General features: G+C 63.7%; 15 protein-coding genes. 8 read left to right on the forward strand and 7 right to left on the reverse strand.

Annotation, left to right across the window (positions count from 1 at the left end; translation table 11 throughout):
* Positions 1-76: 76 nt before the first annotated feature.
* Both F7P65_RS05075 and cysS read right to left on the reverse strand, forming a co-directional pair.
* Positions 77-436: a Rap1a/Tai family immunity protein gene (locus tag F7P65_RS05075; RefSeq protein ID WP_240334208.1), complete on the reverse strand. Its 360-nt coding sequence runs from the start codon at positions 434-436 to the stop codon at positions 77-79.
* A gap of 118 nt (positions 437-554) precedes the next feature.
* Complete coding sequence (gene cysS, locus F7P65_RS05080; RefSeq protein ID WP_150290663.1) at positions 555-2,072, reverse strand: cysteine--tRNA ligase; 1,518 nt, start codon at positions 2,070-2,072, stop codon at positions 555-557.
* Positions 2,073-2,380: 308 nt separating this feature from the next.
* On the opposite strand from cysS, the gene F7P65_RS05085 reads away from it, so the two are divergent.
* The 3 genes from F7P65_RS05085 (at position 2,381) to F7P65_RS05095 (ending at position 4,925) form a co-directional block, all read left to right on the forward strand.
* Positions 2,381-3,073 carry a Bax inhibitor-1/YccA family protein gene (locus tag F7P65_RS05085; protein ID WP_162854538.1) on the forward strand — a complete coding sequence of 231 codons (693 nt, stop codon included), beginning with the start codon at positions 2,381-2,383 and terminating at the stop codon, positions 3,071-3,073.
* A 3-nt stretch (positions 3,074-3,076) separates the two neighbouring features.
* Positions 3,077-3,349 (forward strand): TFIIB-type zinc ribbon-containing protein, encoded by a 273-nt coding sequence (locus F7P65_RS05090; protein WP_150290665.1) that lies wholly within the window; start codon positions 3,077-3,079, stop codon positions 3,347-3,349.
* A 127-nt stretch (positions 3,350-3,476) separates the two neighbouring features.
* Complete coding sequence (locus tag F7P65_RS05095; protein WP_150290666.1) at positions 3,477-4,925, forward strand: mannose-1-phosphate guanylyltransferase/mannose-6-phosphate isomerase; 1,449 nt, start codon at positions 3,477-3,479, stop codon at positions 4,923-4,925.
* A 42-nt stretch (positions 4,926-4,967) separates the two neighbouring features.
* Here F7P65_RS05095 and polA read toward each other — a convergent pair whose 3' ends face one another.
* On the reverse strand, positions 4,968-7,754 hold the full coding sequence (gene polA, locus F7P65_RS05100) for a DNA polymerase I (protein WP_150290667.1): 2,787 nt from the start codon (positions 7,752-7,754) through the stop codon (positions 4,968-4,970).
* Between the two features lie 124 nt (positions 7,755-7,878).
* On the opposite strand from polA, the gene F7P65_RS05105 reads away from it, so the two are divergent.
* Complete coding sequence (locus F7P65_RS05105) at positions 7,879-8,169, forward strand: hypothetical protein (protein ID WP_150290668.1); 291 nt, start codon at positions 7,879-7,881, stop codon at positions 8,167-8,169.
* A 39-nt stretch (positions 8,170-8,208) separates the two neighbouring features.
* The gene (locus tag F7P65_RS05110; protein ID WP_150290669.1) at positions 8,209-8,952 is read left to right on the forward strand and encodes an energy transducer TonB; all 744 of its coding nucleotides are present in this window, start codon (positions 8,209-8,211) and stop codon (positions 8,950-8,952) included.
* A 12-nt stretch (positions 8,953-8,964) separates the two neighbouring features.
* Here the strand turns inward: F7P65_RS05110 and arsC are convergent, their stop codons facing one another.
* The 4 genes from arsC to aroQ form a co-directional block, all read right to left on the reverse strand.
* Positions 8,965-9,318, reverse strand: coding sequence for an arsenate reductase (glutaredoxin) (gene arsC / locus F7P65_RS05115; RefSeq protein ID WP_150290670.1), 354 nt, complete (start codon positions 9,316-9,318; stop codon positions 8,965-8,967).
* Positions 9,315-10,667 (reverse strand): acetyl-CoA carboxylase biotin carboxylase subunit, encoded by a 1,353-nt coding sequence (accC, locus tag F7P65_RS05120; protein ID WP_150290671.1) that lies wholly within the window; start codon positions 10,665-10,667, stop codon positions 9,315-9,317. Before accC ends, arsC begins: the two co-directional genes overlap by 4 nt.
* A gap of 14 nt (positions 10,668-10,681) precedes the next feature.
* Positions 10,682-11,167, reverse strand: coding sequence for an acetyl-CoA carboxylase biotin carboxyl carrier protein (accB, locus tag F7P65_RS05125; protein WP_150290672.1), 486 nt, complete (start codon positions 11,165-11,167; stop codon positions 10,682-10,684).
* 84 nt (positions 11,168-11,251) lie between these two features.
* Complete coding sequence (gene aroQ, locus F7P65_RS05130; RefSeq protein WP_150290673.1) at positions 11,252-11,692, reverse strand: type II 3-dehydroquinate dehydratase; 441 nt, start codon at positions 11,690-11,692, stop codon at positions 11,252-11,254.
* 98 nt (positions 11,693-11,790) lie between these two features.
* Between aroQ and thiS the strand changes: the two genes are divergently transcribed.
* The 3 genes from thiS to F7P65_RS05145 all read left to right on the forward strand — a co-directional run.
* Positions 11,791-12,792 carry a sulfur carrier protein ThiS gene (thiS, locus tag F7P65_RS05135; protein WP_150290674.1) on the forward strand — a complete coding sequence of 334 codons (1,002 nt, stop codon included), beginning with the start codon at positions 11,791-11,793 and terminating at the stop codon, positions 12,790-12,792.
* Positions 12,793-12,873: 81 nt separating this feature from the next.
* On the forward strand, positions 12,874-13,584 hold the full coding sequence (locus tag F7P65_RS05140; RefSeq protein WP_150290675.1) for a CoA transferase subunit A: 711 nt from the start codon (positions 12,874-12,876) through the stop codon (positions 13,582-13,584).
* On the forward strand, positions 13,584-13,881 hold a 298-nt coding region (locus F7P65_RS05145), incomplete at its 3' end, for a CoA-transferase (RefSeq protein ID WP_275897551.1). The genes F7P65_RS05140 and F7P65_RS05145, both read left to right, overlap by 1 nt.

Raw genomic sequence — 13,881 nt, forward strand, 5'->3', positions numbered from 1 at the left:
GCAGGGGGCGGCGCAAGTTTATAGCGGTCGGGGGCGGGATTTGCCTAATGCACGGTTTCGATCGGCCCGATCGGCGTTATTTTTCGCAAGGATATTGTTCGTTCAGCGCGACGCTGACCAGGACGGAGGCGGGCGCCTTGCGCTGGTCGGGGTAGCGGACCAGATAGGCGACGACGACGTCGCGGACCTTGTCGGCGTCGAGTTGCGCGGGCCAGCAATTGGGCTTGGCGCGGCCGATGAAGACGTCCTTCTTGATGCCGTCCACCGCGCCGACGATATAGGCGGTGCAGGCCAGCGCATATTCGGGCGCCTTGTTCCGGCATTTTGCCAGCAGAGTCGTGCCGGTTTCAAACATATAGGTCTGAGCAGGCGCGGCAACGGGAAAGGCCGTCAGGCCGCCGAGCGCGAATATCGCCGCGATTGCATATTTGAGCATGTGCGGAATCTGCCCGTTTCAGGACGGTCTGTCCAAACGGGCGGACCTGTCCCGCGCACACTTTGCCTTAGTTCGCGGAATTTTTCCAGCGTAGCGAAAAGCTGCCCCCGCGGCGGATTCAGCTCAGGTTCAAACGCCAGTCCCAGCGGAGCGGATCGCCGTCCATCACCTCCACGCCACGAGCGATCAGGGCGTCCCGAATGTCGTCGGACAGCGCGAAGTCCTTTTCGGCGCGGGCGGTCTGGCGGCGGTCGAGTTCGGCTTCGATTTCGTCCGGCGTGATTGCCGCCTCTTTGGGCTGAACGCGCAGGTCGGCGCGGCTGATCGTCAGCAGGTTGAGGCCCAGCGCTTGATCGAACGCGGCGAGCAGGCAGAGCTTTTCGTCCACCGGCACCTTCTTCATCGCAATCGTCTCTTCCAGCAGCGGAAGGGCGCGTGGGGTCATCAGGTCGTCGCTGATCGCGGCATCGAACTGTTCGAGCAGGGGCGCAAGCCTGGGGTGCAGATTGGCGCGGAGATACTCCAGGCGCGGCGATTGCCAGGTGACGCCTTCCGCACGGGACTTGAGATTTTCCACGCCCATGACGAGGCGCTTCAAACGGGTGAGGGCGGCGGCGACGCTGTCCGCGCTGAACTCCAGTTCGCTGCGATAATGGGCGCCCAGGCACAGCAGCCGATAGGCCAGCGGATGCACGCCCGCGTCGATCAGCGAGAACAGGGTGGTGAAGCCGCCCTTCGATTTGCTCATCTTGCCCTGCCGGTCGACCAGGAAATTGTTGTGCATCCACCATTGCGCGCCAGTGAAGCCAGGCTGCGCGTCATGGCAGCCGCAATAGGCCTGATTCTGCGCGATCTCGTTCGGGTGGTGGATTTCGCGATGGTCGATGCCGCCGGTGTGGATGTCGAAGGGGTGGCCGAGGCGCGCCTCGCTCATCACCGAGCATTCCAGGTGCCAGCCCGGCGCGCCCTTGCCCCAGGGCGAATCCCATTCCATCTGGCGTTGCTCGCCGGGAGGGGACTTGCGCCAGATGGCGAAGTCGGACGGGTTGCGCTTGCCCGCGACCGGATCGATGCGCGCATGAGCGGCGTCATCGTGGCCGCCCGCCAGCGCGCCATAGTCCGGCACGCTGCTGCTGTCGAAATAGAGACCGGTTTCCAGTTCGTAGCAATGAGCGGGCGCGATCTTCTCGGCAAAGGCGATCATCTGCGGCACATAGTCGGTGGCGACCGTCCATTCGCTCGGCGCGAGGATGTTGAGGTCCGCGATATTCTGCTTGAACGCCTGGGTATAATGGGCCGCGATGTCCCAGATGCTTTTCGCCTGGGCGCGGGCGGCGGCCTCCATCTTGTCGTCGCCGGCGTCGGCGTCGCTGGTCAGATGGCCGACATCGGTGATGTTGATGATGTGGGTGACGGCAAGGCCCTTCCACAGCAGCGTGCGGCGCAGAGTGTCGGTGAAGACATAGGCGCGCAGATTGCCGAGATGGGCGTAGTTATAGACCGTCGGGCCGCAGCTGTAGACGCGCGCATGATCGGGTTCGATGGCCGTGAACGGCTCGACCGTGCGGGTGAGGCTGTTGAACAGGCGCAAGGGCGCATCGGCATGCTGCTGGGCGGGGGTGAACTGGTCGCTCATGGGGATGCCATGCGGCGGTTGGGCGAAGGCGTCAACCGTCCTGCGCGATTGTAACAAATTGTTGCTGACGGCTCTGTCCCTTGCACTTGGGCGTTGGTCCGCCGATATTGCTTGTGCGGGCCGGGCCCCTCTGGCGGCAAGGATGGTGTGACATGATCCTTGCCGTGATGTCGGACCGCATCGAGTGTGCTCGGTGCAGGTTCTTGAGTGTTTGTCCCCCCCTTTAAACCTCATGATGACCGCGCCGGGCCACTCGATCCGTCAGTGATTTTGGATGGAGTAATGACGCCGTGAACAATCCCGTTCGTATGCCGGGCTATGGTGCGAGCCAGACGGCGCAGACCGACGCCGGGCTGCGCGCGCACATGCTGGGCGTTTTCCGCAATATGGGCCTTGGCCTGGTCATCACCGGCCTGGTGGCGGCATTTGTCGGCAACACGCCGGTGCTGGCCGCCGCGATCTTCGGCACGCCGCTCAAATGGGTGGCGATCTTTGCGCCGCTGGCCTTTGTGTTCTTCTTCAGCTTCCGCATCGAAAAGATGACGACGGCGGGCGCGCGCATGGCCTTCTACGCCTTTGCGGCGGTGATGGGCGTGTCGTTGGCCAGCATCTTCCTGGTCTTCACCGGCGGGTCGATCGCGCAGGCATTCTTTTCCGCAGCGGTGATGTTCCTGGCCATGGCTCTGTGGGGCTATACGACCGGGCGTGACCTGTCGAAATTCGGGTCTTTCCTGGTGATGGGCCTGATCGGCATCCTGGTCGCGAGCCTCATCAACATCTTCATCGGCTCGTCGGCCATGGCGATGGTGATCTCGATCATCGGCGTGCTGGTCTTCACCGGCCTGACCGCCTGGGACGTGCAGCGCATCAAGTCGGAATATTTCGCCTATGCCGGTCATGAGGTCGCGGAGAAGATGCAGGTCATGGGTGCGCTGTCGCTGTACCTGAACTTCGTCAACCTGTTCCAGATGCTGCTGAACCTGACCGGCGAGAGGGAGTAACCGATGCGGGATCAGGCGGCGGTTTCCGCGATGCTTTGCCCGGTCTGTCATGTGGGCCTCTCCATGACGGACCGTCAGGGGGTCGAGATCGACTATTGTCCGCAATGCCGGGGCGTATGGCTGGACCGGGGCGAGTTGGACAAGATCATCGAACGATCCTCCGGCCCGGCGCCCGCTCCGCAGGTCAGCTATCGGCCGGACCGGGACTATCGGGACGACGGACGATATCATCAGAAAAAGCGCAAGAAGAGCTTTCTGGAAGAGCTGTTCGACTGAGGAAAAGCGGCCCCGGCGTGGGTCGCTTTTTTTATGCCTGCGCGGTAGGTGCTTTCATCAAATGACGATATGAGAGGCCGTCACGGTCCCTTGGGATCGGTTTGCCTTTCATTGCTAAGTGGGTTGCATGTCGGATTTGAACGCGAAAGTGACGCCGGTGATTTTGGCGGGGGGATCGGGAACGCGGCTCTGGCCGCTGTCGCGCAAATCCTATCCCAAACAGTTCGTGCCCTTGCTGGGCGAACAGACGCTGTTCCGTTCGGTGGCGCAGCGTTTGTCGGGCGTGGGTGAGGGCTTTGCCTTCGGGCGGCCGGTGGTGCTGACCAATGCGGCATTTCGCTTCATCGTGGCCGAGCAATTGGCCGAGGAGGGCGTGGACGCGGAGGCGATCATGATCGAACCTTCCGTGCGGAACACGGCGCCCGCGATCTTGGCGGCCGCATTGCATCTGGTGGCGGGCGATCCCGAGGCCGTGATGCTGGTCGCGCCTTCCGATCAGGTGGTGCCGGATGTGGAGGCGTTTCGGGCGGCCGTGGGCCGTGGACTGGGCGCCGCGCGGGCGGGGGACCTGGTGACGTTCGGTATCCAGCCGACACGGCCGGAGACGGGCTATGGCTATTTGCAGGTCGTCGCCAGGCCCGATGGGTCGGGCGCGCCGATCAAGCTGGCACGCTTTGTCGAGAAACCCGATGCGGAGCGCGCGGCGGAGATGCTGACCAGTGGGGATCATCTCTGGAATGCGGGAATTTTCCTGTTCGCCGCCAAGGATCTGATCGCGGCATTCGAACGGCATGCGCCGGAATTGCTGTCGACTGTCGGTGCCGCGGTCGAGCAGGCCGAGGCCGATCTGGGCTTTTTGCGGCTCGCGGCGGAGCCGTGGGGGCAGGCGCAGGATATTTCCATCGACTATGCGATCATGGAGCGGGCCGAGAATCTTTCGGTGGTGCCCTATGAATCTGGCTGGTCCGATCTGGGCGGCTGGGACGCGGTGTGGAGCCATGCCGGGCCGGACGCGGAAGGGGTGACGGTCAGCGGCGGCGCGACGGCAATCGATTGCCGGGACACGCTGCTGCGATCGGACAGCGATGGGATGGAACTGGTCGGCATTGGGCTGGACAATATCATCGCCGTGGCGATGAACGACGCCGTGCTGATCGCGGATAAGTCACGCTCGCAGGATGTGAAGCTGGCGGTCGAGGCACTGAAGGCCAAGGGCGCGGTGCAGGCGGAGAATTTTCCCAAGGATCACCGGCCCTGGGGCTGGGGGGAAAGGCTGCTGACGGCCGAGCGCTTCCAGGTGAAGCGGATCATGGTGCAGCCGGGGCAGTCACTCAGCCTCCAGAGCCATTTCCATCGGTCAGAACATTGGATCGTCGTCGAAGGGACGGCCAAGGTCACCGTCGGTGACGAGGTGATGCTGCTGAACGAGAACCAGTCGGTTTATGTGCCCGCCGGCGCGAAGCACCGGATGGAGAATCCGGGGCGGATTCCAATGGTCCTGATCGAAGTGCAGACGGGCACCTATCTCGGGGAAGACGATATCGTCCGTTATGAGGATCGCTACGCGCGGACGTAAAATACCGCCATCCCGGTTTTGGCCGGGATGACGGAATGCAACTCAGTGCGCCGCCCCCCAGCTTGGGCCATGGCCGATTTCGACGCCCAGCGGGACGCTCAATTTCACGATCGGTTCGGCGGCGCTTTCCATGACGCGGCGGATGACGGCGCTGGCTTGTTCGACATCGCCTTCGGGCAGTTCGAACACCAGTTCGTCATGCACTTGCAGCAGCATCTTGACGCCGTGCAGCCCTTCGGCGGCGAGCGCGGGTCCCATGCGGGCCATGGCGCGCTTGATGATGTCGGCGCTGGTGCCCTGGATCGGGGCGTTGATCGCGGCGCGTTCGGCGCCCTGCCGTTCGTGCTGGACCGATGCCTTGATGCGCGGGAACCATGTCTTTCGGCCGAAAAGGGTTTCAGTGTAGCCCCTGGAGCGCGCCTTTTCGATGGTGTCGGTGATGTAGAGGCTGATGCCGGGGAAGCGTTCATAATAGCGGCTGATCATATCCTGCGCTTCGTCGGCGCTGATCTCCAGCCGTCCGGCAAGGCCCCAGCGGCTGATGCCGTAGAGGATGGCGAAGTTGATCGTCTTGGCGCGGCCGCGGGTGTCGCGATTGACCTCCCCGAACAATTGCTGTGCGGTGGCGGCGTGAATGTCCTCGCCGTTTGCAAAGGCTTCCTTGAGCGCGGGGACGTCGGCCATATGCGCGGCGAGGCGCAGTTCGATCTGGCTATAGTCCGCCGCCAGGATGACATTGCCTGGCTCGGCCACGAAGGCGTGGCGGATCTGGCGGCCGACTTCGGTGCGGATCGGGATGTTCTGGAGATTGGGGTCGGTCGAAGACAGGCGGCCGGTCTGCGCGCCGGACAGGCTGTAGCTGGTGTGGACGCGGCTCGTGTCCTTGTTGATCTGGGCCTGGAGCGCGTCGGTATAGGTGGATTTGAGCTTCGACAGTTGGCGCCAGTCGAGTATCTTTCCGGCGATTTCCGCGCCTTGGGCCTTCAATTGTTCGAGGATGGTCACATCGGTGGAATAGGCGCCGGACTTGCCCTTCTTGCCGCCTTTATACCCCATTTTGTCGAACAGGATGGCGCCCAGCTGCTGGGTCGATCCGATGGCGAAGGGCTGGCCCGCCAAGCCATGGATTTCGGTTTCCAGCGCGGCGATCCCCGCCGTGAACTCGGCGGAGAGGCGGGAGAGGGCTTCGCGGTCGACCTTGATCCCTTCATGCTCCATCTTCGCGATGACGCCGACCAGCGGGCGGTCGACCAGTTCGTAGACGCGGCTGGCGCCTTCGTTCGCCACGCGGGTCTTGAACAGCTTCCACAGGCGTAGCGTGACGTCCGCATCCTCGGCGGCATATTCGGTCGCCTTGTCGAGTGGGACTTCGGCGAAGCTGATCTGGTTCTTGCCGGTGCCGCAGACGTCCTTGAAGCTGATGCAGATGTGGTTGAGGTGGGTCTTGGCTGCCTCGTCCATGCCGTGGCCCGCAAGGCTCTGGCCCGCGTCGAGGTCGAAGCTCATGACGATGGTGTCGTCATAGGGCGTGATCTCGATACCGTGCCGACGCATAACCGTCAGGTCATATTTGAGGTTCTGGCCGATCTTGAGGACGCTGTCATCCTCCAGCAGCGGCTTCAGCCTGGCGAGAACAAGGGCGAGCGAAAGCTGGTCGGGCTTCTCCGCGAACATGTCCTTTCCGCCATGGCCGACGGGGATGTAGCAGGCGGCGTTGGGGCCGACGGCGAGGCTGACGCCAACCAGCGCGCAGGATACGCAGTCCAGCATGTCGGTTTCGGTATCGACCGCAACCAGCCCTTCCGCATGGGCGGCGGCGATCCAGCGGTCGAGCGCTTCCTCCGTCACCACCGTTTCGTAGAGGCTGCGGTCGATGGGCGGTTCTTCCTCATGGACCGGGGCCGCGGGGGGCGTGGCGGTGCTGACGGCGGCGGCTGCGGTCGCGACGGCCACGGCAGCAGCGGGCGCGCCCGCGCGGGCAAGCAGCGATTTGAAGCCATGATGGGCGAGGAAAGCTTGCAGCGGTTCGGGCGGGATGCCCTTTAGCGTCAGGTCATCCAGGGGTTCGGGCAGGTCCATCGCGTCATGCAGCGCGACGAGGCGGCGCGAGAGGCGCGCCATGTCGGCATGGGCGATGAGATTTTCCTGCATCTTCGATTTCTTCATCGACGGCGCGGCCTCGAGCGCGGCTTCCAGCGTGCCATATTCGGTGATGAGCTTGGCGGCGGTCTTGGGACCGATGCCGGGGATGCCGGGCACATTGTCGACGCTGTCGCCCATCAGCGCGAGGACGTCGCCCAATTGTTCGGGGAGGACGCCGAACTTGGTCATGACATAGTCCGCGCCGCGCCGCTCATTCTTCATCGTGTCGTACATGTCGACGCCGGGCTGGATGAGCTGCATCAGATCCTTGTCGGAACTGACGATGGTGACGTGCCAGCCCGCCGCGACGGCGGCCTTGGTGTAGCTGGCGATGATGTCGTCGGCCTCGAAGCCCGCTTCCTCGATGCAGGGGAGGGAGAAGGCGCGGGTGGCGTCGCGGATCATCGGGAATTGCGGGACCAGATCCTCCGGCGCGGGCGGGCGGTTCGCCTTATACTGGTCGTACATGTCGTTGCGGAAGGTGTGGCTGCCCTTGTCCAGCACCACGGCGAGATGGGTCGGGCCCTCGGCTTTGCCCAACTCGTCAGCCAGCTTCCAGAGCATGGTGGTGTAGCCATAGACCGCGCCGACCGGCTGGCCATGTTTGTTGGTGAGCGGCGGAAGCTGGTGATAGGCGCGGAAGATATAGCCGCTGCCGTCGACAAGGTAGAGATGATTCTGAGGCATGGGGCAGGGGATAGCGGGTTATGCGGGGTGGCTCCAGTGCGGTTGTTTGGGTCGCTGCGGATGAAATAATCGAACCAACTGGCGTCTGCGTCGTTTCCATAGTCTGCAGATGTGGAGATGAACCATGCGTAACACAGTTTTACTGATTGCAGGGTTGGCTGCGGCCGTCAGTGTCGGCGGCTGTACACGGGACGAAACCCGTCACGGCCTGCGCGGCGCCGGCATTGGTGCGGTTGGCGGCGCGGTCGCCGGGGCGATCGTACCGGGACTTGGCGTGGCTGAAGGCGCGGCCATTGGCGCGGCAGGCGGTGCGGCAGTCGGTGTCGCCACATCCGACCATGATCGCAATTGGCGGCGCGACAGTCGCGGCCGCGAATATTATATCGATCGCAACGGCAATCGCGTTTACCGTTAATGCGACGCCGCCGTGCCAAGGCACGGATATCCTTGAGACATGATACCTCTCTGGGCGCAGCGATGGCGGGGGTCGAACAGAATCGCTCCCGCGGTTGCTGCGCTGCTGGTCAATGCTCTGATCGGTTATGGGCTGATGATCGGCTTGCGGGCCTCCCCTTTGTTGCAGGCGGTGGCGGATAACCCGCTAGCACTGTTCGATTTGAAGCCTCCGGAGAAGGACAGGCCCGCCCCTCCCAAACCCGAAAAAACGGAGCAGAGCCGGAGCGAGGGCGGCGGGTTGCCCCATTCCAGACCGCGCGATGTGGAGAAAAGCGCCATTTCCCCGCCTTCTCCCGCCATCGCTGCGCCTGCGCCGATAATTGCGGTGCCCGCGCCCGTTGCCGCCGCGCCGCTTCCCGCAGGTGGACCTGCCGTTTCGGGAGATGGCGATGGCAATGGATCGAACGGAAGCGGGAGCGGTACGGGATCAGGCGCTGGGCAAGGCGAGGGTGATGGGGGCAAATTCTCCCGGGCTCGGCAAACGGGAGGGCGTTTCCGCAATTCCGATTTCCCCGACTGGTTGCGTGGCGTCGGTTCCGTCAAAATCGGAGTCCGCTATGCCATTGGCCCATCGGGCCATGTCGATCGTTGCGAGATCATCGAAAACAGCGGCTATCCGGAGGTGGACGCCATGACCTGCCGGATCATCATCGACCGCTATCGCTTCCGTCCCGCGAAGGACCCCGACGGCTATGCCGTTACCGAAGTGCGGGAGGAAGATTATCGGTGGCGGGTGCGATAGCGGCTGCCGACCTCAGGCGTCGAGAACTTCGCTCAACCGTTCCGGCGGACGGGCGATGACTGCGCCCTTGTCCGTGATGACGATGGCGCGCTCGATCAGGATCGGGTGCGCGGCCATCGCGTCCAGGACCGCCTTGTCGTCCTTCACGTCGAGGCCGATGTCCTTGACCACGCTCTCGCCCTTGCGGACGGCTTCAGACGGGCGGAGACCCGCCTTGGCCAGCACCGTTTCGATCTCGGCGCGGCTGGGCGGGGTCTTGAGATAGTCGACCACCTCGACCTCAACCCCCGGCGTGGCTTCGAGGATCGCCAGAGCCTGCCGCGACTTGGAGCAGCGGGGGTTGTGCCAGATGGTCGCCTTGGTCACTTCGCCTCGTCCTTCGCCAACCAATCCTCCAGCCACTTGATCGTATAGTCGCCGTTCAGGAAATCCGGGTCGGTCAGCAGCTTTTGGTGGAGCGGAATCGTGGTCTTCATGCCCTCGATCACATATTCCTCCAGCGCGCGCTTCAGCCGCATGATGCAGCCTTCGCGGGTGCGGCCATAGACGATCAGCTTGCCGATCATGCTGTCATAATAGGGCGGCACGCGGTAGCCCTGATAGAGACCGCTATCGACGCGAACGTGCATGCCGCCCGGAACATGATAGCTGGTGACGGTGCCCGGCGACGGCGCGAAGGTCCGGGGATCTTCGGCGTTGATGCGGCATTCGATGGCGTGGCCGTGGAATTCGATGTCTTCCTGCGCGACCGACAGCGGCTTGCCCTCCGCCACGCGGATCTGTTCGCGGACCAGGTCGACGCCGGTGATCATCTCCGTCACCGGATGCTCCACCTGAAGGCGGGTGTTCATCTCGATGAAGTAGAATTCGCCGTCTTCCCACAGAAATTCGATCGTGCCCGCGCCGCGATAGCCCATGTCGGCCATCGCCTTGCGCACCACTTCGCCCATCCGGTCGCGCTCGGCGGCGGAGAGGACGGGGGAGGGCGCTTCCTCCAGCACCTTCTGGTGGCGGCGCTGGAGCGAGCAGTCGCGCTCGCCCAGATGAATGGCCTTGCCATTGCCGTCGCCGAACACCTGGAATTCGATATGCCGGGGGTTGCCCAGATATTTTTCCATGTAGACGGTGTCGTCGCCGAAAGCGGCCTTGGCTTCGCTACCGGCCTGCTTCATCGAGGTTTCGAGCAGATCTTCGGACGGCACGACCTTCATGCCGCGACCCCCGCCGCCCGAGGCAGCCTTGATCAGCACCGGATAGCCGATCTTCGCGGCGACTTCCTTGGCTTCCTCGACGCTGGAGAGCGCGCCGTCGGAGCCGGGGACGAGAGGCAGGCCGAGCGCGCCAGCGGTGCGCTTGGCCTCGACCTTGTCGCCCATGATGCGGATATGTTCGGGCTTCGGCCCGACGAAGGCGAGGTTATGCGCCTCCACGATCTCCGCGAACTGGGCGTTTTCCGACAGGAAGCCATAGCCGGGATGGATCGCGTCCGCGCCGGAGATTTCGGCGGCGGAGATGATCGCGGCGATGTTGAGATAGCTGTCTTTTGCGGCCGGAGGGCCAATGCAGATCGCTTCGTCGGCAAGGCGCACATGCATGGCGTCGGCGTCGGCGGTCGAGTGGACCGCCACCGTCTTGATGCCCATTTCATGGCAGGCGCGGTGGATGCGGAGCGCGATCTCGCCCCGGTTCGCGATCAGCAGCTTTTCGATGGCCATGGGTGCAGCGGCCCTTATTCGATGACGATCAGCGGCTGGTCATATTCGACCGGCTGGCCATTATCGACCAGCACGGCCTTGACCGTCCCTGCGTTGGGCGCGGTGATCGCGTTCATGACCTTCATGGCTTCGACGATCAGCACGGTGTCGCCCGCCTTTACGGTCGAACCGACGGCGGCGAAAGGCGCGGCGCCGGGCTCGGCCGACAGATAGGCGGTGCCGACGATGGGCGAGCGGATCGCGTTGGCGGAAATCGCGGCGGGCGCGGCGGCTTCGGCCGGGGCGGCGGCAGGCGCGGCAGCGGCGGCAACCGGAGCCGCCGCGAGAGGAGCGGGCGCATAGGCGACGGGGGCGCCGCCACCGACCTTGCGTGCGACGCGGATCTTCCGGTCGCCGTCCTCGACCTCGATTTCCGTCAGGTTGGTGTCATCGAGCAGTGCCGCGAGATCGCGCACCAGTTGTACGTCCACCTGCATTGCGCCCTTTTCCTTGTCGTTCATTGTCTGTCCCTGGACGGTGAAATTTCGGTTCTGACGCCCGCGCCTATGCGTATTTACGGCAAAGCGCAACTTATGTGCGTCGAGTTACAGTTCGAGCGCCGCTTCCAGCGCCAGCATATAGGACATTGCGCCGAAGCCCGCGATGGTTCCCTTCGCCGCCATGCCGACATAGCTTTTATGACGGAAATCCTCTCGTTTGTGCGGGTTCGACAGGTGGATTTCGATCACCGGGACGGCGATGCCCTTGATTGCGTCGTGCAGTGCGACGGAGGTGTGGGTGAGGCCGCCGGGATTGAGGATCACGGCATGGGCGCCCTCAAAATGCGCTTCCTGCAACCAGTCGACCAGATGGCCTTCATGGTTGGACTGGCGGAAATCGATCTCGACATGGGCGCGGGTGGCGGCGTCCTCCATGCGTTCGGCAATGTCGTCCAGCGTGTCGTAACCGTAGATTTCCGGCTCGCGCGTGCCCAGCATGTTGAGGTTTGGACCGTTCAACACATAAATCTTGCGCGTGTCGGTCATGACTGTTCCCTTGAATGGTTGCGGGGCGCGTGTCGCTGACCCTATATGCGGCGCGCGGACATGAAAGCCTCTTAGCCGCATCAAGGAAGGTTTGCATAGTGAGCGTCGACGGAACCATCTCCATCCATATCAATGGTGAGCATCGCCGCGTGCGCGACGGTCTGACGCTGGCCGAGCTGGCCAGCGAACTGGGCTTCGCACCCGAAAAGGTGGCGGTGGAGCGCAATCTGGAGGTGGTGCCGCGCTCGACCCTGGCCCATGTGTGCGTCGAGGATGGCGATGAGCTGGAGATCGTGCATTTTGTTGGAGGCGGCGACGTGTCGGCGGTCGATGCGGACAGCTGGACCGTGGCGGGCAAGACCTTCCGCTCGCGGCTGATCGTCGGCACCGGCAAGTACAGGGATTTCGAGCAGAATGCGGCGGCGGTCGCGGCTTCGGGGGCGGAAATCGTCACCGTGGCGGTGCGGCGCGTCAATGTGTCGGACCCCAAGGCGCCGATGTTGACCGATTTCATCGATCCGAAGAAGATCACCTACCTGCCCAATACGGCGGGCTGCTATACTGGCGAGGAGGCGATCCGCACGCTGCGGCTGGCGCGTGAGGCGGGCGGCTGGGATCTGGTGAAGCTGGAGGTGCTGGGCGAGGCGCGGACGCTCTATCCCGACATGGTGGAGACGCTGCGGGCGACCGAGATTCTGGCCAAGGAAGGCTTCAAGCCGATGGTCTATTGCGTCGACGATCCGATTGCGGCCAAGCGGCTGGAGGATGTGGGCGCGGTGGCGATCATGCCGCTGGGCGCGCCGATCGGGTCGGGGCTGGGCATCCAGAATCGCGTGACCATCCGGCTGATCGTGGAGGGCACCAAGCTGCCCGTGCTGGTCGATGCAGGCGTCGGCACCGCGTCGGAAGCGGCGCAGGCGATGGAACTGGGCTGCACCGGCGTCCTCATGAACACCGCCATTGCCGAGGCGAAGGACCCGGTGCTGATGGCCGCCGCGATGAAGGCGGGGGTCGAAGCGGGCCGCATGGCCTATCGCGCCGGGCGGATGGGCAAGCGCATGTATGCCGATCCGTCGAGCCCGCTGGCAGGATTGATCTGAGATTTTCGCCATCGCAGCAAATTGACCGCCTTCAGGCTTGTCCCTATTCCTTGGGGCAGTTTTGGAAGAGGAGGACAAGCGATGGCGAACAAGCTCTACCCCGATGCTGCATCCGCGTTGGAGGGCCTTCTCTTCGACGGCATGCATCTGTGCGCGGGCGGTTTCGGCCTTTGCGGCATTCCCGAGCGGCTGATCGACGCGATCCGGGATGCGGGCGTGAAGGATCTGACCATCGCCTCCAACAATGCCGGGATCGACGGCGAGGGGCTGGGCAAGCTGCTGCGCACCCGGCAGGTGAAGAAGATGATCTCCTCCTATGTCGGCGAGAACAAGGAATTCGAGCGGCAATATCTGGCGGGAGAGCTGGAGGTCGAATTCTGCCCGCAGGGCACGCTGGCCGAGCGGTGCCGGGCCGGCGGCGCGGGGATTCCGGGCTTCTACACCAAGACGGGCGTCGGCACCGCCGTGGCCGAGGGCAAGGAGGTCAAGACTTTCGACGGGCAGGACTATATCCTGGAGCGCGGGATTTTCGCGGACGTGGCGATCGTCAAGGGCTGGAAGGCCGATGAGAGCGGCAATCTGATCTTCCGCAAGACCGCGCGCAACTTCAACCAGCCGATGGCGACGGCGGCCAGGATCTGCGTCGCCGAAGTCGAGGAAATCGTGCCGACGGGCAGCCTCGATCCCGATGCGATCCACCTGCCCGGCATTTATGTGAAGCGCATGATCATAGGCGCGCCCTATGACAAGAAGATCGAATTCCGCACCGTTCGCCAGAGGGAGACCGCATAATGGCCCAGGAAACCAAAGGCTGGACCCGTGACGAGATGGCCGCGCGCGCGGCGAAGGAACTGCAGGACGGTTTCTATGTGAACTTGGGCATCGGCATTCCGACGCTGGTGGCGAACCATATCCCTGCGGGCGTGGAAGTGACGCTCCAGTCGGAGAATGGCATGCTGGGCATCGGCCCCTTTCCCTATGCGGGCGAGGAAGATGCCGACCTCATCAATGCAGGCAAGCAGACGATCAGCGAACTGCCCAATTCGGCCTATTTCTCCAGCGCCGACAGCTTCGCGATGATCCGGGGCG

The sequence above is a fragment of the Sphingobium estronivorans genome, from assembly GCF_008692605.1.
Taxonomy (GTDB): Bacteria; Pseudomonadota; Alphaproteobacteria; order Sphingomonadales; family Sphingomonadaceae; genus Sphingobium; species Sphingobium estronivorans.

What these genes read in the sequence shown, in the direction of transcription:
- F7P65_RS05110 (WP_150290669.1), top strand. Translation starts at nt 8,209, where the DNA reads ATGATACCTCTCTGGGCGCAGCGATGGCGGGGGTCGAACAGAATCGCT.
- F7P65_RS05140 (WP_150290675.1), top strand. Translation starts at nt 12,874, where the DNA reads ATGGCGAACAAGCTCTACCCCGATGCTGCATCCGCGTTGGAGGGCCTT.
- F7P65_RS05095 (WP_150290666.1), top strand. Translation starts at nt 3,477, where the DNA reads ATGTCGGATTTGAACGCGAAAGTGACGCCGGTGATTTTGGCGGGGGGA.
- F7P65_RS05085 (WP_162854538.1), top strand. Translation starts at nt 2,381, where the DNA reads ATGCCGGGCTATGGTGCGAGCCAGACGGCGCAGACCGACGCCGGGCTG.
- cysS (WP_150290663.1), bottom strand. Translation starts at nt 2,072, where the DNA reads ATGAGCGACCAGTTCACCCCCGCCCAGCAGCATGCCGATGCGCCCTTG.
- F7P65_RS05090 (WP_150290665.1), top strand. Translation starts at nt 3,077, where the DNA reads ATGCGGGATCAGGCGGCGGTTTCCGCGATGCTTTGCCCGGTCTGTCAT.
- F7P65_RS05105 (WP_150290668.1), top strand. Translation starts at nt 7,879, where the DNA reads ATGCGTAACACAGTTTTACTGATTGCAGGGTTGGCTGCGGCCGTCAGT.
- polA (WP_150290667.1), bottom strand. Translation starts at nt 7,754, where the DNA reads ATGCCTCAGAATCATCTCTACCTTGTCGACGGCAGCGGCTATATCTTC.
- F7P65_RS05075 (WP_240334208.1), bottom strand. Translation starts at nt 436, where the DNA reads ATGCTCAAATATGCAATCGCGGCGATATTCGCGCTCGGCGGCCTGACG.
- aroQ (WP_150290673.1), bottom strand. Translation starts at nt 11,692, where the DNA reads ATGACCGACACGCGCAAGATTTATGTGTTGAACGGTCCAAACCTCAAC.
- accB (WP_150290672.1), bottom strand. Translation starts at nt 11,167, where the DNA reads ATGAACGACAAGGAAAAGGGCGCAATGCAGGTGGACGTACAACTGGTG.
- accC (WP_150290671.1), bottom strand. Translation starts at nt 10,667, where the DNA reads ATGGCCATCGAAAAGCTGCTGATCGCGAACCGGGGCGAGATCGCGCTC.